This window comes from Leptospira inadai serovar Lyme str. 10 (assembly GCF_000243675.2).
Classification (GTDB): Bacteria; Spirochaetota; Leptospiria; order Leptospirales; family Leptospiraceae; genus Leptospira_B; species Leptospira_B inadai.
The window spans coordinates 232,769-256,020 of the sequence record NZ_AHMM02000006.1; the positions used below are offsets into that span (position 1 = coordinate 232,769).

At 44.6% G+C, this 23,252-nt stretch carries 5 protein-coding genes; all 5 read left to right on the plus strand.

The window, feature by feature from the left end; all coding sequences use genetic code 11:
• Positions 1–23: 23 nt before the first annotated feature.
• The 5 genes from LEP1GSC047_RS01805 to LEP1GSC047_RS01825 all read left to right on the plus strand — a co-directional run bounded on the left by LEP1GSC047_RS01805 (position 24) and on the right by LEP1GSC047_RS01825 (position 23,164).
• Entirely contained in the window at positions 24–1,163 is a 1,140-nt protein-coding gene (locus LEP1GSC047_RS01805; protein WP_010412378.1) for an acyl-CoA dehydrogenase family protein, read from the plus strand.
• Between the two features lie 397 nt (positions 1,164–1,560).
• Positions 1,561–11,625: a type I polyketide synthase gene (locus LEP1GSC047_RS01810; protein ID WP_010412375.1), complete on the plus strand. Its 10,065-nt coding sequence runs from the start codon at positions 1,561–1,563 to the stop codon at positions 11,623–11,625.
• Complete coding sequence (locus tag LEP1GSC047_RS01815) at positions 11,618–17,563, plus strand: carboxyl transferase domain-containing protein (protein ID WP_010412372.1); 5,946 nt, start codon at positions 11,618–11,620, stop codon at positions 17,561–17,563. The genes LEP1GSC047_RS01810 and LEP1GSC047_RS01815 overlap by 8 nt, the downstream gene beginning before the upstream one ends.
• Positions 17,564–17,853: 290 nt before the next feature.
• Entirely contained in the window at positions 17,854–19,929 is a 2,076-nt protein-coding gene (locus tag LEP1GSC047_RS01820; protein WP_020988135.1) for an AMP-dependent synthetase/ligase, read from the plus strand.
• A 52-nt stretch (positions 19,930–19,981) separates the two neighbouring features.
• Positions 19,982–23,164: a SpoIIE family protein phosphatase gene (locus tag LEP1GSC047_RS01825; protein ID WP_010412362.1), complete on the plus strand. Its 3,183-nt coding sequence runs from the start codon at positions 19,982–19,984 to the stop codon at positions 23,162–23,164.
• Positions 23,165–23,252: the final 88 nt, after the last annotated feature.

Below are 23,252 nucleotides of genomic sequence, written 5' to 3' on the forward strand. Positions count from 1 at the left end.
AATTAATTAAGGAATATAACATTATGAATTTTGAATTTAATGAAGAGCACTTAACATTGAGGGAGAGTGTTCGAGAATTCGTGGAAGAGAAAATCAAGCCCATCGCTTCCAAAATCGACGAAGAACATAAAATACCGGAAGATCTTATATCCCAGGTCGCCGAAATGGGATTTCTCGGGAGTTACTTACCCGAGAAATATCAGGGAGCCGGTCTGGACATTCTTTCTTACGTTATTATAATAGAAGAAGTTTCGAAAGCTTGTGCCTCTACGGGAGTATTGATTTCGGGCCATACTTCCCTTGCGTGTGATCCGATTTATCGATTCGGAACGGATACGCAAAAAGAGAAGTGGCTTCCTGACTTGGCGTTAGGTCGTAAAATCGGCTGTTTCCTGCTTACAGAACCGGATGCCGGCAGCGACGTGGCCAATTTGACTACGACATATCGGAAGGATGGTGATCAGTATATTCTGAATGGAAGTAAGAATTTCATCACTAACGGGGCGCATCTAGGGACAGGCGTCGTATTTGCCACCTCGGATCGAAGCCTGAAGCATAAAGGTGTCAGCGCTTTCATACTAGATTTGAAGTCGGAAGGCGTGGTTATTCTAAAGAACGAAAATAAGCTCGGAATCCGAGGCAGCTATACGACCGCTTTCGCTTTAGACGAAGTGCGAATCCCTATGGAAAATCTTTTGGGAGCGGAGCATCAAGGTTTTAAGATAAGCATGGAAACCTTAAACGGTGGGCGCATCGGTATCGCAGCACAGGCACTAGGGATCGGGGAAGGGGCGTTTGAAAGATCGATATCATACGCGAAGGATCGCAAGCAATTCGGAAAGCCGATCGCGGATCTGCAAGCCATTCAGTTTAAACTAGCGGATATGTTTACCAGACTGGAACAGAGTAAGATGCTTACCTATCGTGCCGCTTGGGCAAAGGAAAATTTGCCCAATTATGCCCTAGAATCGGCGATGTGCAAAGTTTCCGCCTCCGAAGCTGCGACATTCGTTACAAAGGAAGCGATTCAGATTCACGGAGGATACGGATTCATTACGGACTACGAAGTGGAAAGAATGTTTCGCGATGCTAAGATTACCGAAATCTACGAAGGAACCAGCGAGATACAAAGAGTCGTGATTTCCAAGATGCTATTGCAATAAGGTAATATTCTTAGGAAGAAGAGGTTTAGAGGTCCTTTTGGAATCCATGCATATCGTCTCGTTATTTCAATATGGTTTATTTAAGGTATGAGAATATTTATTATAAAATAGAATATATATAACATTTAATAAATTAATATTATGATAAGCCGAATTAGTTTTTCACTATTCGGCTTTTTTTGTCGGATTTGATTCCGGGGGCATATGAGAAAGGTTCTATTTTCTTGAACGAATCGGCTATCGATAGTCGTTTAGCCGGGACGTTCAAAGTTTTTTAATTCAAACTGGTTGACTTGAATTGGGAGCTAATTTAATTCATGGTTAAATGAAAATAAATACCGGTATAATATTATTAATAATTAATATTGTGGAAGTTTTTTAGGGAAGGTGATCGGTGATGAAGACTGCGGAGAATAGAGGGAAACAAGAAACTATGATTATGCGGGAGGCTGCGAGGGATGTAGCTCGAAATTTTTTACCCGAGGATGTGAGAGTCAGCGTATTATTTGCCGGGCAGGGGAATAATCCCCTGCCCGAATTGATGTCACTATTCGAGACGGAGGGAGACGGGGCCGAATTCTTCCAACGACTTTATGCGACTTTAGGAACTTGTATGTCCCGGGTTCAAGGGGAAGGATTAGCCTTCCTATTTCCCCGAGGCTTCGACTTACGCACCTGGCTGCGCGATCCGGACGCCGTTCCCAAGGAGTTAATCCAAAAATCCTCTTTATATAGCGTTCCTCTCGTTTTTGCCGCCCAAGCCGGAAATTTATTCAGATTTCTAAGAAACGAATCGGATTGGAAATTACTTCGCTCGAATACGGCCGGAATTTACGGGCATTCCCAAGGGATATTCGCCGCACTACTATTATCCTCTTCTCCTAATCGGGAAATCTTTCTGGATAATTTTGAAAAAACGTTTTCCGCACTTTTTTTCCTGATACTTCGCGCACAAACCATCTATCCGGAAATGGATATCGATCCTGAAATCCTTAGACGATTCGCAAAAAAAGGAGAGATTCCTTCTCCTATGGCACAAATGAGATTTTCCGAGCAAGTCGATTCATTGGCCGATATATTAAATAATTATAATAAATCCGTCGATTCATCCGAAAAGGTTTTTCTTTGTCTGATAAACGGTCCCAACGATCGGGTTTTCGGAGGGTCTCCAGAGGCATTATTAAAGTTTAGGGATTATCTATCTAGGTCCGGACAGGAAGGTGTGAGGACTTGGAATTTTATCGATGCCTCCATTCCGTTTCATTCTCCCTTCCTCGCCGAAGTGCCCAAAATGGTCGAAGCCGATTTTGTTCGGATCGGATTTTCACCTAAGCCGGAAGATCTGGAAATCTCCCTTTACGATACGCGTAAAGGAGAGGATATGAGAACTTTATCCTCGACGAATCTGGCCAACGATTTGGCTTCGATGGTTTCTAATGATCTATTGGATTGGAATCGGACTCTTTCTTCTCTTATCGAGAGTAAAGGAAAGCAACTTCTCTTATCATTTGGTCCGGGCAATTTTGTAGAAAAGCTTTCCGTACCGTTCCTAAAAGGCCGTTCATTCTTGGTAAAGAACCTTACACAAGAGGAGCGTTTTCGTGCCTTCCTGAAAACCGATTCTTTTTCATTTCCTATAGATTGGAAAGACTATGCGGTGACATTCGGGAAACTCGCCCACGGGCGGGAGTTCCCGCTTAATAGATATTCCAGATGGACAGGACGTCCTCCCGTATTCGGAGGAGGAATGACCCCTTCGACCGTGGAACCCGAGATCGTCATAGCCGCCGCAAAAGAAGGTTATGTGGTCGAGTGGGCCGGAGGAGGACAAGTAACGGAGGAACTTTTTAGAAAGCGATTGGAGATAATCCGCCAAGAGCTTCCACCCGGAAAGGGAATCGTAGTTAATCTTCTTTATCTCGATGCTTATCTTTGGAATCTTCAAGTTCCGCTTGTCAAGAAATGTAAATCGGAAGGAGCTCCTATCGACGGAGTAACGATCTCTGCAGGAATTCCGGAGCCGGAGGAAGCGGTCAGACTTTTGGAGGAATTTTCATCATCAGGCATTTGGTTAAATTCGTTTAAACCCGGTACCATAGATCAAATTCAAAAAGTATTAAGGATTGCTGATAAAGTTCCGCATATCACTTTCATGATGCAGATTGAAGGCGGCGCGGCCGGTGGACATCATAGCTGGGAAGATTTGGAAGACCTGGTCCAAAGCACTTACGGAGAAATTCGAAAAAGATCGAATCTGATTCTCGCTGTAGGCGGAGGAATCGGGTCGCCGGAAGATTCCGCATCGTGGTTGTCCGGCGACTGGGATTCTCGGAATAAAAAGCCTGTGGACGCGGTCTTTCTCGGTACTCGATTGATGGCCGCGAAGGAATGTAAAACCTCGCTTGCGATTAAGAAAGAATTAGTCAAAAAATCCGGTGACATTGACTGGTCAAAAACGAAAGAAGGAAAAGATGTCGGCGGAGTCGTATCCGGAAAATCGGGATTAGGAGCGGACATATATTATGCTTCCAATACTTGGACAAAGCTTTCGGAGTTGGCCGAGAAAATTACGAAAGGTAAGGAGCCGAAAGAAGCTAGGCGTAACGTTTTGGATCATAAGGCGGAATTGGTAGAACTAGTCAACCGGACCGCCAAACCGTACTTTGGCGACATTGATGCCATGAATTATAACGAAGTACTAGAAAGGTTCGTAGAACTGACATGCCCCGGCGAACGACTTCAGTCGAGTGAAGGCGACTGGCCGGATCATCCGTTTATCGATTTTAGTTTTCGTACTCGCTTGCAGGAACTCTTCTTACGTTTTGAAGGAAGGTTATTATTTCCGGGTAAAGAAGTGGAATCCCTGCTTCAGCGAATCGAGGATTTGGACGATCCGAAGGCATTCCTGATTCGTTGGAGAAAAAACTATCCGATCGGAAACGATCTATTCATACTTCCGGAAGATCGTGAATTTTTCTTGGAAGTTTGTAAGCGTCCCGGGAAGCCCGTGAACTTCATTCCGATTTTAGATGAGGATCTAGTTCGTTGGATTCGATCGGATTCCCTTTGGTATTCGCATTGTATCGATATGGATCCGAATGCTTGTCCGTGGATTCCGGGGCCTAAGGCATTAGTAGGTCTGCTACAGGAAAACGAACCTGTCTCCGAGATTCTGAAAAGTTTCGTGGATGGTTTAAAATCGGAAGCGGAAGCTTTTCAAATCGAACTTTGGAAGGAGTTCCTGCCTCGGAAGGATTCGGAACATCTCCAAGGAGTAGAGCTTATTCGATCGGAAAGCAGGACGGAGGCATTCTTACCATCGTCGGAACTCATCCAAAAAGAAACTTGGATCGATTTTCTAAGCCGACAAGGAGAAGGAATGATTTCGGCTCTCTTGACCTGCGCCAGGATTAATGGAAAGGTTTCCGACATCCCGGATTGGTTTTCGCCGACTTTGTATCGAAAGTTTTCCTGGCGGGTAGCGGATTCCGGCGAACTCATTGAGCTATGCGCTTATAAGGAAGGAGACACCTTGCCGTCCGTCACTCTTCGCCTACTGGGGAAAAAATCCGCGGAGCTGACTCTTTTCTTCTCTCACCCGCAGGATCACGATTCTATTCCTTTTACTAGAAGATTTACGGCCGTGGATGAGCCTGACGTTCTCTTTTTGGAAGATGGGGAATTCCGATCCGAATCGATCCGTTCTTTCCATTCAAACGTTTGGAAATTGGGAAAGCATCAGGAATTTTCGTCGTCCATTCAATTTCCATTATATTCAAACGATTCTTATGCGGAGAATGAAAATGAAAGGGCGATCGAACGGAGCGAGATCGTAGACTTCCGAAAGGCGACTAACGATTATTTTCGAAAAGATTTCGAGGAAGGCGGCGGTCTTCTTTCGTCCTTGTCCATGGGAGCCGTTTTCGCTTGGAAAGAAATTATCGGGCCTTTGTTCTCGTTCCCGAAAGCGGATTTATTCCGTCTTTTACATCTTTCCCAGAATTTCACTTGGAAACCGGCAGCTGCCGGCTTGAAAGCAGGCGATGTCATATCATCCTCGGCTCGAATTTCCAGCGTGGAAAAACTTGCCGATGCAGCCGCAGTTTATGTGTCGGGAGAAATTCGGAATCGTGAGGTTAGCGTAGCGAGTTTCGAGACCGGCTTTTTACTGCGCGGATTCCGAGGGGATTTTGCGAGTTTCGATTCTAGACCGAAGGAAGGAGGCATTCTCGTTTCGTCCCTCGCCGAAGCCGACGTTCTTAGGCAAATTCCCTGGATTCGAAAGAGAAGCGATTCAATGGAAATCCAACAAGGCGATATCCTTCGATTCAGGACTCAAAAACGGCTATCGGTTTCGGAGGGAAAGGAAACTCGACATGAAATCGAAGGAATCGTTTATCGGATCGATAAACTAGGAAATAAATCAATATATTCCGATTTTATTATAAACGAAAAAACGATCGGAACCGAAACCTCGTCCTTAGATCGAATTTTTCAGGTCTTTGAATCGGCTGACTCTCCGATTCCCTTGAAGAAAAAATATAAGCTCGTATCCGAAGTATTTCGGGCGCCCAAGGATATGAGTTTATATTCCGCCGCTTCGCAAGATGCAAATCCGATTCATACGGATCCGAATTTTGCCCGTCTCGGCGGTTGGGATGGACCCATCGTTCACGGACTCTGGACCTCCTCCCAGGTGACGAACATACTCGTTAGATTCGCTTGCGGTGGAGATTCGTCCAGACTAGTTTCTTTGAAGGAAACCTTCGAGGCTCCGGTTTATCTAAACGAAGAATTACGTTTGGATGCATTTCACGTGGCGCAATCCTCGGGGAATCAGGTCATAGAAATCTTCCTACAGTCTAAAAACGGCGAGATTAAATTGAAGGCGGAGGCGCTTGTTTCTCCGGCTAAAACCTCCTACGTTTTTACCGGCCAAGGTTCCCAATCGCAGGGAATGGGAATGAAACTTCTGGAGGAGTTCCCCGAAGCTAGGGAAATTTGGGCGCAAGCCGAGCATACCGCAAATTCCGAATTGGGATTCTCTCTGCTGGAGATCGTACGTAATAATCCGACTTCGATTCGGTGCGGCGGGAGAGATTGGGTTCATCCTAAAGGAGTTCTGCATTTAACTCAATTTACTCAAGTGGCCTTGGTCGCAAAATCTCTAGCCGACTGGGCTGTCCTGAAAAAAAGAGGATACTTAGTTCCCGATTCGCCGTTTGCCGGTCATTCCCTTGGAGAATTTTCCGCGCTAGCGGCCAGAGGGTTTATCGGTTCTGAAAACGTATTTAAAATCGTATACAATCGCGGATTTACGATGCAGAGACTGGTTCCTAGAGACGCGGCGGGAAAAAGTAATTATGCGATGAGCGTGGTTCTAGGAAACCGCCACGTAGGCCTGAACGAAGCTAAAATACTGGAATTAGTGGACGAATCCAAGAAAGAAACAGGCCTTCATCTAGAAGTAGTAAATTATAATATTCGAGATAAGCAATATTCAGTTACCGGTCATATCGCAGCATTGGAATTGCTGGAGGCAAAATCCAAAAAATTCGCCAAGGGTAAAAAAACTACGATTCGACTGGAAGGGATAGACGTTCCGTTCCATTCGCGCATATTATTTTCAGGCGTTCCGGATTTCCGCGCAACCTTAGAGAAGAATATTCCCGCCGATTTGCCCTTACGGGATCTGGATGGGAAATACATCCCGAATTTAATCGCGATTCCGTTCAGCGTATCGAAGGAGTTTCTTCAAACGTTGCTGGACGTATCGGGAAGCGAATCTATCTCGGTTCTTTTAAAGAAGAATCCCGAAGAATTGGATTCGAACGAAGTTAGACGAACGATCTTGATCGAGCTACTGGCGTATCAATTCGCCATGCCGGTGCAATGGATTCGGACTCAGGAAGTCTTCTTCGGAGAACTCGGAATCAATCGTTTGATCGATGTCGGAGCAAGGGGGGACCTATCCGGCATGGCAAGGCAAACTCTGAAAGACCGGACGGATTCTTCTAAATTTCAAATTCTACATTTGGAAGAGAACAGGGACGAAGTTTTTTACGAGAAAGAGGATGTCCCCGACGCGGAATGGAGCGTTCAAACCGAGGAGGCCGAATCGATTCCCGAGGAACCGAAATCGTCCATCTCCTTAGAGCATAACGTATCCGTTTTGCCGGACGCTAAGGAAGAAATCATAATCGTTTCCCATCCCGGAGCTTCTTTAGAAATTCCGAATGTAACTCTGGATCGAAAGGATGCACTCTTCTCGCTTCTCTCGCTCAAAGCGGGAGTTCGCGTGGATGAAATCTCCGAATCCGGAACCGTCGACGATCTATTCGGGGGAAATTCCTCTAAACGGAATCAAGCGCTCGCCGATATAGGTTCCGAGTTTAGAACGAACGCTTTAGAAGGAGCTCACGAAAAGCCTTTGAAGGATTTCGTCCAAGTACTCGCGGATCGGATGCCGTACGAGCAACCGGGGCCGTACTTGCGAAGTGCGTTTGAAGAGACCGTAAAGAAATTCTTTCCTCCGGAATTCGGACGAAAAGAAATCTTTCAACACTTGAAAGAAGAACGAATGTTAAGCGAAAGCGGAGTCTTTGCCCTAAGCATGTATCTACCTTTGGCGGTTAGGGACGGAGAATCTCTCGGAAAAGGAGCTTTGAGTCCGATCGGACTCAAAAGCAGGCTTACCGGTACGAAAGAATCCGCGCGATGGTTGGATCAGGCGGTGGATCTTTTCTCTTCCTGGAAAAACGTCCAAATTCCCAAAAGATCGGCTTTTTCCAATAACGGAGGAGGCGGAGCCAAAGTGGACTCGGTCGCTTTAGAGGCTCTGGAAAGGAAATACTTCGGTCTCGATGGAGCCTTTGCCAAATCGATACGAGACTTGAGAAGACGTCTTTTGGAAGACGACCCATATTCGGAATATTTAATCCACGATTTGGGTAAGATCGAAGAAGGTCGCTCCGTTCTCGACAAAAGCGAGGACCGGATTCCAGCCATTTTTTCCGAAAAGAAAATCGTTTCTTTCAAAAATTCGCATCAATGGGCGAAGAAGAGAGTTTTAGCTCTCGCGGCGCAATTTTTAAAAGGTGAAATTCGGGAATTTTCCAAAGAGGACACACTCTATTTCGGGAATCATTCCGACTCTGAAATTCTGGATATTTTAGAATATTGGAATACCGTCTTCGGGAAGAAGGCGCACAAATCCTCTTTATCGGACGAGAGGAAGAGGTTTGAAAATGCGAACCTGCAATTTTCGAGATTAAAAAACCGTCTTTCCGAAAGAATCGACGAATCTCCGGTCTTTGTTTATCCTCGAGTGATCCAGCGGCCGGATTTGAAAGACGGGGAAAACGGTTCATTGGTCTGCGGTGACGAGGAACTAGAATTAAATCCGGCGGTCAGTTATTCGAGATACTCGTTTCTGGAATCCAGCGGCGACTTCGGATCGACTTTCGAACGAAACGAAGCGGAAACTAAAGAATATTCAAAAATTCTAAATGATCTCTGTAAAACGGGAATTTCTTTTTCCGGAACAAAGGTTTTGGTCACAGGAGCGGGTCCCGGTTCCATAGCCTCGGAAATAGTAAAGGCATTTTTACTAGGAGGGGCGGAGGTAGTCCTGACTACAAGTTCCTATTCTTCGGATAGGATCGGATTTTATAAAAAACTGTATCAACGATACGGCGCAAAAAATTCCTCGCTTCAAATCGTTCCTTTTTCGCAAGGATCCTTTGCGGACATTCGTTCTCTTGTCGATTGGCTGGAATCTAAAAATTGGATCCCCGATTTTCTATTTCCATTTGCTGCGATCGGAGAAGAAAATACGGCATCGTCCTTGGACGACACTTCGCTTCTTTCGATCAGGGTTATGCTTGTCGGAGTCGAAAAGTTGATCGGGGAATTGGGTAAGCGAAGGGCGAATTTCGGCGACTCGGAACATAAACTCAACGTTATCCTACCTTTGTCTCCGAATCACGGAATATTCGGTAGGGACGGAATGTATGCCGAGACAAAGCTCGGCTTAGAAACTTTGTTTCGCAAGAAATTTTCGGAATCCGCGGATTGGGGTCGATTCGTGCGGATATTGGGAGGAGTTATCGGATGGGTGCGCGGAACCGGCCTTATGGAAGCCAACGATTTATTGGCTCCTGTCTTAGAAGATCAAACGGGAATGCGAACCTTCTCTCGTTCCGAAATGGGATTTTTACTAATCGGTTTAGCCGGCTGGGGTTTGCGGAACGGCTCGTTGGAGGTCGTGAAGGCGGATCTAACGGGAAATTTACGGGACGTAAAAAATCTAGGGGAACGTCTCGCCAAAATTCGCGCCGATATAATCGCTCGTAACAAACATACGACGGAAATCCAAAACATAAGCTCGGCATTGTATCCGACTCGCCCCATTAGAAAGGTTAAACCTCTTCCGAAACAGGGCCTGGTCTTTCCGGAAGCTCCAAATGAGACGGATTTGGAGGAATTTAAACAAACCGCCAAAACCGATCTCAGTAAATTGGTCTGTGTCGTCGGATACTCCGAACTCGGTCCGGGTGGGAGTTCCCTCACTCGTTGGGACTTGGAAAAGTCCGGAACTCTATCCCTCGAAGCGAGTGTGGAGATGGCTTGGATGATGGGCTATATTCAATATCGGACCGGAGAAAAGGGTAAGGTCTGGACGGATGCGAAAACGGGAGAAGAAATCCAAGAGTGGGAAGTTAAGCAGAAGTATGAAAGCGAAATCCTAAAGCACTCGGGGATTCGAATCGTAGAGATTAAAAGCTCCGGATTTGATCCGTCGGAGATTTCCGTATTCGCCGACGTGGTATTGGAGGAGGACTTTTATATTCCGGTATCGGGTCCTGAAGAGGCGGAAGAATTTCGAAAAGCCGAACCGGAAATTACGGAGATCTACAATAATCAAAAATCGGAAAAATGGTTCATTAAAAGGAAAAAAGGATCCGTATTAAAAATTCGTAAAGCATCGGCGATAAAAAGAAAAATCGCCGGTCAAATCCCCGACGGTTGGGATCCGGAAAAATACGGAATTCCTAAAGATCTCATTCGCCAGGTCGATACGATCACGATATTCAACCTGTACTGCACTTGCGAAGCGTATTTGCGCGCAGGACTGGATCCGTTCGAACTTTTTGAAACCGTTCATCCTAGTCAAGTGGGTACCACTGTAGGATCGGGTATGGGTGGCATGCAGATGCTCAAACGTCTATTCCTGGATTATCGTTTGGGAGAGGAAAGGCAGCATGACGCGCTTCAAGAGGCGCTGATCAACGTCACCGCTGCCTGGGCCGTTACCTCTTATGCCGGAATTTACGGAACGATGCAAACGCCAGTCGCGGCCTGCGCGACCGGCGGGATTTCAATTGAACTTGCTAGAGACGCGATACTTTCGGGAAAGGCGAAATTTATGATCGCAGGAGCATTCGACGATATTGCGGAAGAAAGCATGATCGGTTTCGGAGATATGAATGCCACTGCAAATTCGGAAGAAATGGCCGAACAAGGAATCGAACCTTCTAGTATTTGCAGGCCGAACGATATTCGTAGAAACGGTTTTTTAGAATCCCAGGGAGGAGGAATTATTCTTCTCGCAAGAGGAGATATCGCTCTGCAGATGGGATTGCCGGTTTATGGAATCGTGGGCTTTGCCGCATCTCGTACGGACGGTATTCAATCTTCTATTCCGGCTCCGGGAATCGGACTTCTTTCCTTGGCAGCGGATTCCGAAACCGAGTCTTCTCCTTTAAAGGAGGCATTGCTAGCTTTCGGATTAAGCGCGGACGATATCGCTTTAGTATATAAACATGATACGTCTACGAAAGCGAACGATAAGAACGAGAATAGACTTTTGCATACTCTCATGCGGAAACTGGGAAGAACGCCGGGCAATTCTCTTGCGGTCGTTTCTCAAAAATCTCTGACCGGACATCCGAAGGCCGGCGCGGCGGTTTGGCAAGCAATCGGACTTCTTCAATCCTTAGAGGAGGGAGTGATTTCCGGAAATCGGAATTTGGAGGATGTGGATTCGGACATGAACGTCTACTCTTCGCTTAGCTTCACCGACGAGACGATATCCTTCGGAAAGAATTTCTGGAAAGCCGGAATGTTAAGTACATTAGGTTTCGGTCATATAGGAGCTTTAGTTCTTCTTATGCACCGTAATTTCTTTTGGGCCGCATTGAATGAGGATGAAAAACGGGAATATCTAAAATTACGGAAAAAACGGGAAGGTTATGCCGGCCGTCGCTATAACGAGATACGTTTAGGTACGGGCGTAAATCTTTACGAAAAGAAAACCCATTCCTTTGTGGAATCCGACCGGGAAGAATCCGTTCTTCTGGATGCCTCTTTCAGAGTCGCTTCGCCGTTTATGGAGCATTTCTCGGAAGAATCGAAGAAACCCAAAGAAGCCGGCATGAGAAGTCGAGGATTTTATGAATAGTGAAGAAAAGATAGATATAGGCAATACATTCGATTTTTCTGATATAGAATCCTTTCGCGACTTATTCAGAACTAAGAATAAACGCTTATCGAATACCGTCCGAAACCGCAGAGAACGGGAAGGAAGGCTTCAAAAAGTCCTTATCGCAAACAGAGGGGAGATCGCTAAACGATTCTTTTTGGCTTTGCATGAGGAGGGAATTCGATCCGTTGCGGTGGTTGCGGATCAGGATCGCGGGCAGTCTTGGTTTGAATTTGCGGACGAAGTGATCTATATAGGAGAGGCCAAGAATTACGCGAATATTCCGGCGATTTGCGCTGCCGTTTTGGAAAGCGGTGCAAACGCCGTTTATCCGGGATACGGTTTCCTCTCCGAAAACTATCGATTTGTGGACCGTTTGCGCGAGATTGAAAAATTCTACGGGCATGAAATTATTTTCATGGGTCCTAAAGCATCCGTTATGCGAAGCGTCGGAAACAAACTGGATGCACGAAACCTAGCGATTCAAAATGGAATTCCTCTTTTTCAGGGATCCGGTTCGATATCCGGTTTGGAAGAAGCGGAATCGGAAGCGAAGCGGATCGGTTTTCCGGTAATCTTGAAATTAGATGCCGGGGGAGGCGGAAAAGGAATGATCGTGATGCGTTCGATCGAAGAGCTTCCGCCGGCAATCGAGAGCGCCGTTCGCATCGGTAGGAATTCCTACGGAAATGATACTTTCTATTTAGAAAAATATATCGAGCATCCCGCGCATTTTGAAGTGCAGATATTCAACGGTGTCGCGGTCGGTATAAGGAAATGCGCCGTTCAAAGAAGGAACCAAAAGATCATCGAAGAATCGGGAGAATCTTTTTTACCTCCTAACACTCAATTGCAGCTACTCTCGAGCGCGGAAAAGTTGGCGAGTATCTCCGGTTATTCCGAACGTTGCGGTGCAGGAACCGTGGAGTTCCTATTGGATCGGCAGACGGGACAGTTCGGATTTTTGGAAATGAATACGAGGCTGCAAGTCGAGTATGCGGTCACCGATCAATCCTTGGGAATAGATTTAGCCAAATGGCAGATATTCCTCTTCGACGAGAGGGAACAAAAGATTCCCTATCATAGCGTATTACGAATGAGATTTAGGGAACGGGATCATTCCATCCAATGTAGAATCTATGCCGAGGATCCTTATCAAAATTATTCTCCGTCTCCGGGAAAAATTCGAGAACTAGAACTTCCTACGTTTAACGGAATTCGATGCGATTTCGGGTTCAAGAAGGGAGACGTCATACCCGGCGATTTCGATCCGATGATCGGAAAACTCGTATCATTCGGAAAAGATCGTTCCGAGGCTCTTTTGAGGATGGAGCGAGCGTTAAGCGAATTGTATCTTAGCGGGATTACTTCGAATATCGAACAATTACTTTCCGTCGTTCGACATCATCGTTTTATCGAAGGCGACTACGACAATCGCTTACTCGAGGAATATCCCGAATTAACGGCGACGGATCATTCTTTATTCGAGGAGTCGGTTATCTTTGCATGCATAAGCGAAACCTTGAAAAACGAAGGGGAATCGGTTTCGGACGTTTTTAGGAAAAGGGATTTAACAAAAATATTATATTCCTACGACTCGAAAGAATCTCCCTATCATTACAAGGTTTGGATCGATGAAACTTCTTATCATATATTTCTATTGAGGATCGGTTTAAGGGAATTTCTTATAGGAGGAGATTCGTTGCCTACTCGAAAAATAGAGGTTAGTCGCTCCTCGCCGGATGGAAGGCAATTTTTAGCCGAATCGAAAGGAAGGTCCGTGTCCGTTAGAATCGACGCGAAGCCGAATTTCCATTTAATTCGATTTTCCGATTCGAGCGGTAAATTGCATTATTCCCGACTTAGAATAGCATCCGAGGACCAAAAGGAACGCGGCGATGAGCAGGGAGTCTTGCGATCTCCGTTTCAAGGTACGTTCGTAAAACTCTTCGAAGACCCTAGGACCAAAAAAACTTGGTCCGAGGGTAGTGTCATTAAGCAGGGCGATCCTCTTTTAGTTATTTCCGCTATGAAAATGGAGACGATATTGAAGTCTCCGGCTGACGGCGTTGTCAGTTATTTAATTGAAAATGGGAACCTAAGTAAATTGGTCCGAGGTGCAACCGCGGCAGGACAAGTCCTCGGGAAAAGTTTTTCGGAAGGAGAAGTCCTCGCGAAGATTCGTTCGGAGATTCGTACCGAAGAAATCACATCGGGAAGTTCGACGGGAATCGATCGATCCATTTCGGCGGATCGATCGATTATGGAACAATGGAACAAAATTTCCAAAGCGGCCGAAGATCAGCATTCCTTAATTCATGCGCAGACTCTTGAAACGGGAAAACAAAGGAAGGAACTTTTAAGAATTCTATATTCTCTGATATTAGGATTCTCCAGCGGCTCGGAAACCGAAGCAAAAATCGCAAACCTATTTAGTTCGATGGATGTTTCCAGGATAGGAAAGGAGAGTAAGGAAGCGGAAGAATGGGCGGAGTTGCCGGCTGTTTTATTGAAATATGTAGTTCTACTTCGGCGATTATTCTCTTCCGATTTCGGATCCTCTCATTCTCACTTCGGTGAACTACAGAGATCCTTATTAAATTGGGATACCGAAGGATTTAAGCCTTATAAAGGTACGTCAAGATTGCTCTCGCGTGCCTTTTCTTTTTACGAGGTAAAGCCTTGGGTCTCTTTCCGAAGATTGAAAGAACAAGGAGAGGCGTTCTACTTTATATTAATAGCATATAAGAATTTGATGAATTATTCCAAGTTGTACTCGAATATTTTGGAAAAACTATCTTCCTTCTTGCCGACGTCAAAACTTGTGAATCTGCATTTGCACGAACTTCTTGCCCTGGAGGAAAGGGAAAGGGATCCGATGTTCGAAGCGATCGTAAGGAGAATCCTTTCCGTCCGTAAAACCTCCGATTTTAACGCCCCCGAGGGAGTTCGTACGTTATCAAAACGGAATATATCAAAATATATTCGATTTATGAAAAATCCTTGGACTTTGGTATCCGATTCTTCCGCAAACGAAAGCGGATCGATTCCGTCTTTTAACGATACTCTTCCTCTAATCCCTGAGAATATTTCGGAGAGAATGGGCTCTACGCTCTTGAGCAAGCTGGAATACTGGAAGGGTTTGGGAAAAATTTCCAGATTGGAATCAAGGACAGAAAACAAATTCCTGTATTCTTTCAAGATGAAAAACAAAATGGAATACATTTTGTTTGCATTCTTTCCCGCTAGGGCTTTAACGCGAGAATGGAACGAATTAGACCAAGCATTTCATTTTCCCGAATTGGAAAGCCAAGCGATTTCGGGAGCCGCTTTATTGAGAGCCGCGGATCGGATTAGACGAGCCGCCTCGTTTCGTATGGAGCTAATCGTATCCGAGTCAGAAGCACTTTCGAATGCGAGACGGATCGATCCGTCCGAATATTATGAAACTCTAAATCAGACGGCCTCGTCCATGATGGAATTCTTTCTTCAGGGAACGTTCAGTAGTTTAACCCTCGAAATTAGCGACGTTAATGCTATCCATAATAAGAGATATTCCTTCTTTTTTCGGGATGGAAAGTTGCGGATCGATTCGCTCGGCAGGGATGATTTCCGTTTTCCGTATGCCGAAGTTTGCGACTCAAAGGACAGAAAGCTTTATGAAAAAGGAAAATGGCCTTTGGAAAGATGGGTCGAGGAAACCTTTGATCCGGGTAGTTTTGAGGAAGTGTTGGTCCCCGGCCTTGATTTTGAAGAAAAGGGAGATCCCGATTCAAGCGAACGAATTCCGATCGGTGCAAAGATTTATATCGGAAGTATCGCCGGAAACGAAGCCGTTTTCTTTTTAAAGGATTCTCGAATAGCGGGAGGGGCAACGGGAGATAAAGAAGGAAAAAAATATCTAGCCGGGGCTTATATCGCCTATAGAAAAGACGTACCATTTTACGTCTGGAACGACGGGGCTGGGGCGAACATTAAGGAAGGAATGGTTTCCCTAAACAGAGCTGCGGAAGGATTTTTTATCAACGCTCTTCTGGCTCATAGGTCGAGCGCCGGCGAGTTTCAAGCGGCAATCCGTTCGCATAATGATTTAGAAGTTCGGAAATTATGCGAACGGCTGGAGAAGGCGCAAAATTTAGGATTTAGAGCCTACCAATCGGAAGATCGGCCCAAATTCTGTTTTGTAGTTGCAGTAGGTGTCGGCTCTTCCACCGGATTGGACGTATACGGGTCTTCCCAGGCTTCTTTGCAAGTACTTTTGGATGAAGAACAATCGTATCGGGTTTTAACCGGTGCGGCCGTCATCGAATCGGTAACCGGAGAAACGTTTACGAACTACGAGATCGGCGGAGCCAAGATTATGGGTCGAGGAACCGGAACCGTCGATTTTGTGGCAAACGATAAATTACATTTGATCTCCTATATTCGTAAAATTCAGTCGATCCTGCACGAGGTCGAGGATTGTTCCAAAATATTAAAAATTAAGAATATACGAAAAAATAAAAATTTAAACTTAGCGACGGAGATTCTCTCCGAATCGGAGCTGAGGTCGGTATCGGATTCCGGCGAGTTCCTACCGATCAAAGCGAATTATTCCGGCTCCGAATCGTTAGTCGCCGGAATATTTAGATTCGGAGGGATGCCCATTACCGTCTTGGGACCTCGGACCGAATTCGGTTTTCATTCCTTTGCGGCCTTGGTGAAGGCCAAAGAAACGTTGAGAATCGCGCGAAAAACCGGAACGGGTCTGTTGCTCATATACGGCAAAAAATGGTTTCGAAGCGAATACATTGAAGATTCCGAATCGTTCCGAGTTCGTAAGGATTTTCAAAAATCATTACAGGAATTTGCGGCACCTCTCGTGCATATCGTTAAGGATACTTCGGGAATTTCTTTAACGGAACTTTCTTCCATCGGAGACGTTTGGATTCTTGTGCGCCCAAAGCGACAAAAAAACCGCGGGAACGAGGAGGCCTTTCGCCAAAGTTCCGAAATGGAAAAAGCGGCAACGATCGTAGTAGATACCGACGAAGAAGCGTATTATAAAGCCGCTTCCGTTTTCCGATTGATCCATTACAGAACTATAATGGATTCAGGTTCGGCTCCAAAGAAACCCGCATTACCGGAAGATTCCGCAAAATCGTACGACATGCGCCAGTTTTTGGCGGAATCTATTTTGGATTCGGATTCATTCGTGGAATTCTACGAGTCGGATCCCGGGACTAGTCTTGTAACCGGCCTCGGCAGGATATCTGGAAGGACAGTCGGCATTATAGCGGATCAACCTAAGGATGGGGGAGCTCCCGATGCGTACGGGACGGATAAATTCCGAGTCTTTATGGAGTTTTTGAATAAGTTCGATATTCCTCTCGTTATGCTCTCCGATGCACCCGGCTTTGTGCCCGGAACCAAGCAGGAAAGATTGAGAATCCAACAAATCGGCGGCGAATCTTTGGATGTTAACGTGCTTTCGCAAAATCCGGTGGTTTCGATCGTACTTCGGCAAAATTACGGGGGCCGACAGATACATGCTTTCAGCGGATTTTTAAGGCCGGGGATCTCCTATTACTCTTGGCGTTCGGGAACATTAGCGGTAATGGGGGCATTCTCCGCCTTCGATCTATTTCAAGGAGCCAAGGTGGCCAAATTGAGGGAAGAGGGAAAGACTCTCGAGATAGAGAATCTTCGAAAAGAATTTCTGGACTCTTTTAAGCAAAAAGCCCAAGCCTCCAGCGATGCATTCAAATCCGGTGTTTTAGACGGAGTCTTTGAATCTTTGTCCGAATTAAGAAGCGTAATTCTCGATGGGCTGGATTCTGCGAGGGAGAAGAGAAAGTCCTGGATGGAACAAAAAAACCGCAGGTCGCTAGGAGAAGTGTTTTCCAAATCGGACCTTCGAGTTATCAAGCGAACTTGAATTAATTCTATATACTTGATAGAGGTTACTTCCGTGGTTTTTCGGTTTTTCTCCGACCTGTGCGAGATTAGTATATAATATATACATAATATATTAATAGTGAGATCTATCGGGTCGAATTCTCGCTTTCGAATTTCGGATCATAGCCGATTCGTACAAACATTTACTTCGCTATAGCCGCTCCGTTCAAGCAATCGGAGAGAACCGAAGCTATATTTAGTTCGTTCGAAACGGGCGTTGAATTTGTCCGTTTTAAATATAACGACAATTATGCAAAAAGGTTTAGTTAGATGGAAAACTTGGCTCAATTATTCCAAGAGTCTGCCCTTAAGTTCGGCGAAAAAAGCGCATTTCGATACAAGGATATTCAAAAGAGATCGGCTTCCCTTAGCTATAAAGAACTTTATGAATCCGGGCTAAGTTTAGCCGAAGCGTTGATCGAGATCGGATTGGAAGCGAAGGAGAATGTCGCGATACTTTCGGACAATCGCGTCGAATGGATGATTACGGATTGCGCAACTATTTTATCCGGGGCAGTCAGCGTTCCGCGTGGATCCGATATAACCGATTCTGAAATCGAATATATAATCAATCATAGCCAGAGTAGGATAGTCTTCGTAGAGAATCAAAGAGTATTGGAAAAAGTTATAAAACAAAAAAAGAATATAGATCATGAAATAACGCTAATATTGATGCAATCTCTTCCTGAGCGGAAAGAAGCGCTCGATATGTACGAATTACTAAGTAGAGGCCGAAAATTGCGGGAGCAAGGAAGTCGAAACGTAGAAGAACGGGTCTTGTCCTTAAAATCGGAGGATTTATTCACTATAATTTATACTTCCGGAACCACCGGACAGCCAAAGGGGGTTCAGTTAACCCATTCTAATATGATTTTTCAAGTTAGCTCCGTCTCGCCTATTTTGGAGATAACGGAAAACGATCGAGCCATCTCTATTTTACCTATCTGGCATATCTTTGAACGATTTATGGAATATTGTTTTTTGCACGTCGGCGGAACGACGTATTATTCGAATATTCCGGACTTGAAGCAGAATCTTACGGATTTTAAACCTACGTTTTTCGGTGCGGCACCTAGAGTTTGGGAGATGATCTGCAACGGTATTCTCACTAGAATGACCGATCCTGATCGCACTTCGAGATTGGGCAGAATCTTATTTAAATTGGCTTATACTTATTCCGAAAAGAAAAACGAGGCAAAAGCGTTCTTTCTAGGAAACGAACTGGATTTGAAAGGAAGGAGCTTTTTCGGAACGATTCTAAAAGGGATACGAATGACGTTCGAATATTCGTTTTTCGGTCCTTTTACGCTGTCCTCGATCTCGTTTCTATGCGCTACGTTAATTCCTTTCGAGTATGCGGCAAAAGAGATCAAAATTTTATTATATACGATCGGAGTGATAGGTCTCTTATTCAACAGTTTTACTTTAGATCTGCTCGTACTATCGAAAATACGCAGGGATATAGTCGGAGGATTCTTAAAAACATCCGTTTCAGGCGGAGGAGCATTGCCTAACCGGGTGGATCGAACACTCAATCATTTAGGAATTCGCTTATTGGAAGGATACGGTATGACGGAAACTTCGCCGGTAATATCCCTAAGGAGGATGGACAAATTCGTAATCGGTTCCGTAGGTCATATCCTACCGAAAACTAGACTCCAAATTCGAACCGAAAAGAACGAAGTGTTATCCGAAATAGACGAAAACGGAAGGTTTACGAAAGGAAAACCGGGCCAAAAGGGAATCGTTTTCGCGAGCGGGCCGCATATTATGAAAGGTTATTATAAAAACCCCGACATCACTGCGGATGCTCTGAATGCAGGCTGGATGAATACCGGTGATATTGGAATCGTCAGTTATAATCGCACCTTAACCTTAGCCGGCAGGGCAAAGGAAACGATCGTATTAAGAGGGGGCGAGAATGTGGAGCCGGTTCCGATCGAAGCAAGGTTACAGGTTTCCAAGTATATAAGCCAATGTATGGTAATCGGACAGGATCAGAAAAATCTAGGCGCGATTATAGTTCCCGATTTTGAATCTCTTATCGCTTGGGCTAAGGAGAATTATATTCCCGTCGATTCCGAGCAGGAATTGCTTCGAAGGAAGCAGGTTATAGATTTATATCGCAGCGAAATAAAAGCCCTGAATAACGCGAGAAGCGGCTTCAAATCATTCGAGCAGGTAACTCCATTTTTATTCATAGTTAAACCTTTCGAAGTGGGCGATGAGCTAACGAATCTTCTCAAGATGAAACGTACAACGATAATGGAAAAATACAAGGATCAGATCGAAGAATTATATAAATCGGGGGAAACAATTAGGTTTAAATCCGAAACGGTTCTTTAGAAAGGAACGTTAGAGATTGATTCGTTTATTAGAAATTAGGAGAAGTTTATAAATGGAATTCGGATATTTAAATTTCTATTCTTTCGGTTCCATTTTGGCCGCTCTCTTTTGCTTGTACGTCGCATTCTTCTTTCTAAGAATCAAAGAGCGGAGCCAAGCCGCACTTCATTTAGGAATCGCATCCTGCTTCGCTTTCTTCTTTCATTTCGGATATACGATCGGTTTTTTCACTTTAGAGCGATGGGGGATCTACCATCGATGGATAGTCATCCCGTCGGCGCTGCTTGTATTCGCTCAGTTTTCCCTAGTCTTCTTTTATTTCCCGACACCAAGAAAGGAAAAGATCGGGAAATACATTTATTTCCTCCTAGTCTCAATCGTCGTAGTCGTGGAGATTCTGTTCATTTTGAATTCCCGCAATTCGGTCGGACGCTTCGTAAAAGGAAGCCATTATTGGGACTTCGAAACATATTCTTTTTACATGATATATTCCGTATTGGTTCTTTTTTTTAACCTTCTTTGCATATCGTTGGGAATTTGGAGGGCTGTCTGCGAGAAAGGGAAAGAGAGGAAAGCCGTAATTTATATGCTTTTCGCATTCTGCATTATTCTCGTCATTCCTGCGGTAACCAATGCATTAAATAGAAACGGTTCCATTTCTAGAATCGTTTATCAACAAGCGGTAGACTTATCCTTCGTAATCGGTTTTTTTCTCCTTTTGGTGATCTATCTTAATATCGCCAAGGAAAAAACCACGATCCTAAATCGTATCGTCGGTATTTCGATGGCAACGTTCTTTCTCGTATTTCAGATAGTAGCGTATTTTATATTAATCGAATACGAACTCGCATTCGATCGGATACAATACCAAGAAGCCAAATTATCGGTCGCGACTCAAGAAAAAGGGGAAGGTCTCGAATATATCGTTTCATATGACGTATCTACCCGAAGTTCGAATCAAGTTTTCGGAAAATCCGATCCGATCTCCGAATCGGAAAGAAGGCTCGAAGCTAATTACATTCATCTTTGGAATTCGCTTAACAACTTGGAGGATCTTCCGGCAAACGAGCGATTACTAAAATCGGAGTCTCTACTAATCGATAGCCCTCCGGAATTTTTCGCATATAAAGCCGCGATTCTGGGATTTCTTTCGTTCCGGAAAAATAAAGCGGTATCGAACGCCGAAATGGAAACTTTTTTAGAACGTCTATCGCGGAGGCTGATCGTATTGAATAGCCAATTCGCTCACGTTCAGGATAAGAAGGACTCGGTTCGTATCTCGAAATTATTTTCCTCGAGAGAGCCGGGCGTTACCGAAATGTTAAACGAACTTTCTATCGCCTATAGACGAGCGATGAAGGCGGGTGCGTCCGACGAGGATTTAAGGCGCCTGATATTCGATGCCACGATCCCGATTTATCGAGATGGAGAACGAATGTATAGAGGGATCGATTCTTCGAGTATGGCCCGAGAAAGTAAGCCGTTTAGATACTATGTATCCTATTATCTTGTAAACAAAACGACCGGCCGACTATTCGAAGCCGGATTCGATTACCGCATTTATAGGGAGTATTTACATTACCCTTCTCTAATTTTACTTCTCTGTCTTATTTCGATAATGTTTCTAGTCGTTTTCGGCTTCGAGCTTTTCTTTAAGTATGCTTTAATTATCCCGATGAAGGAGGTCGTATCCGGTTTACAGGAAGTATATTCCGGTAATCTGGAATATAGACTGGTCCCTAAAGTCGAGGATGAGATAGGATTTATTGCGAGGTCCTTTAATCATATGGCGGAAAGCATGTTATCGGCGAGAAATAGTCTAAGGAACTATGCCGAAAATCTAGAGCTAAAAGTCCAGGAAAGAACGAACGAACTTGAAATAACTTTAAAAGAAGTTAAAGTTCTCAAAGAACAACAGGACGGCGACTATTTTCTGATGTCTCTCCTATTGAAATCCTTAGCCGCTAACCGCGCGAACCAAGGGAATGTGAAAGTCGATTTTTTAACGGATCAAAAAAAGAAATTCAAATTTCGCAATCATGACTCGGAGATCGGAGGGGACATCAGCGCTTCCAATCGAATCCAATTGAGAGGGAAAAACTACACCGTCTTTTTGAATGCGGATGCGATGGGAAAATCGATGCAAGGAGCCGGCGGAGCGCTAGTATTCGGAGCCGTTTTCGAAGCCATCATTGAACGAACGAAAATCACCGATTCGATCCGGAATTATTCGCCTGAAAGATGGCTTAAGAGCACTTTCATGGAACTCCATAAAGTTTTCCTAAGCTTTAACGGCTCCATGCTGGTTTCCTCCGTGATAGGATTGGTCGATGAGGATGCAGGCATACTTTATCATTTAAATGCCGAGCATCCGTGGACGGTCTTGTACAGGAACGATCAAGCAGACTTTATCGAGAACGATTTGACATTCAGAAAATTAGGGACCGAAGGAATGAACGGTCGAGTCTACGTGAAAACATTTCAATTGCAACCGGGAGACGTCATTATCGCAGGTTCCGATGGAAGGGATGATATACATATCGGATTGAATGAAGCGGGTGAAAAATTGATTAACGACGATCATACTCGTTTTCTGGAGTTCGTGCAATCCGGCCGAGGGAATTTGGAAAGTATTTTTCATCTTATTTTATCGGAAGGCCGTTTGACCGACGATCTATCGCTTATAAGAATTTCCTTTAAAGAGAAGGAGATGAATGAAACGAACGAAGACGCCAAAGGATTACAAGACGATGAGCTCGTTTTGAACTTAATCGGTAAGGCTAAGAGAAATGCCCAAGAAGAAAATTTCGATGAAGCGATTTCGCTATTTAGGCAAATCGAGACTTTAAACGGAAAAATTCCGGTTACCAAGAAATATTTGGCCTTTCTATTTATGCGGAAGAAATTATTCGGAGAGGCCGCCCATTATGGCGAAGAATATTTAAAACTCCATCCTTTGGACAATGAAATGTTATATTTCACATCTTTTATGTTACGAAAAAACGGGGAAATTGAAAGGGCCGCGGATTTGGGCGAAAGGCTTCGCCTGCGAGAACCGAATCATGTTAAGAATTTACTCAATCTATCCCGCATATATCTGGTGCTGAAAAATTACGATAGCGCATTAGCAATTGCCATGGAGGCCTTCGAATTGGATTCTAAAAACGAGAGAATCGCAAAAATGTTGGATCTACTTAAGAGTTTAGGAAAAGAGCGAACGCAAAGGAATTCTTAGTAATAATTTTAGATCGAACTTCGCAATCGAATTGCCTCTGAATTTACGGCTTTTCCAAGAATTCGATCTTTTGTCATCGAAAGAATGC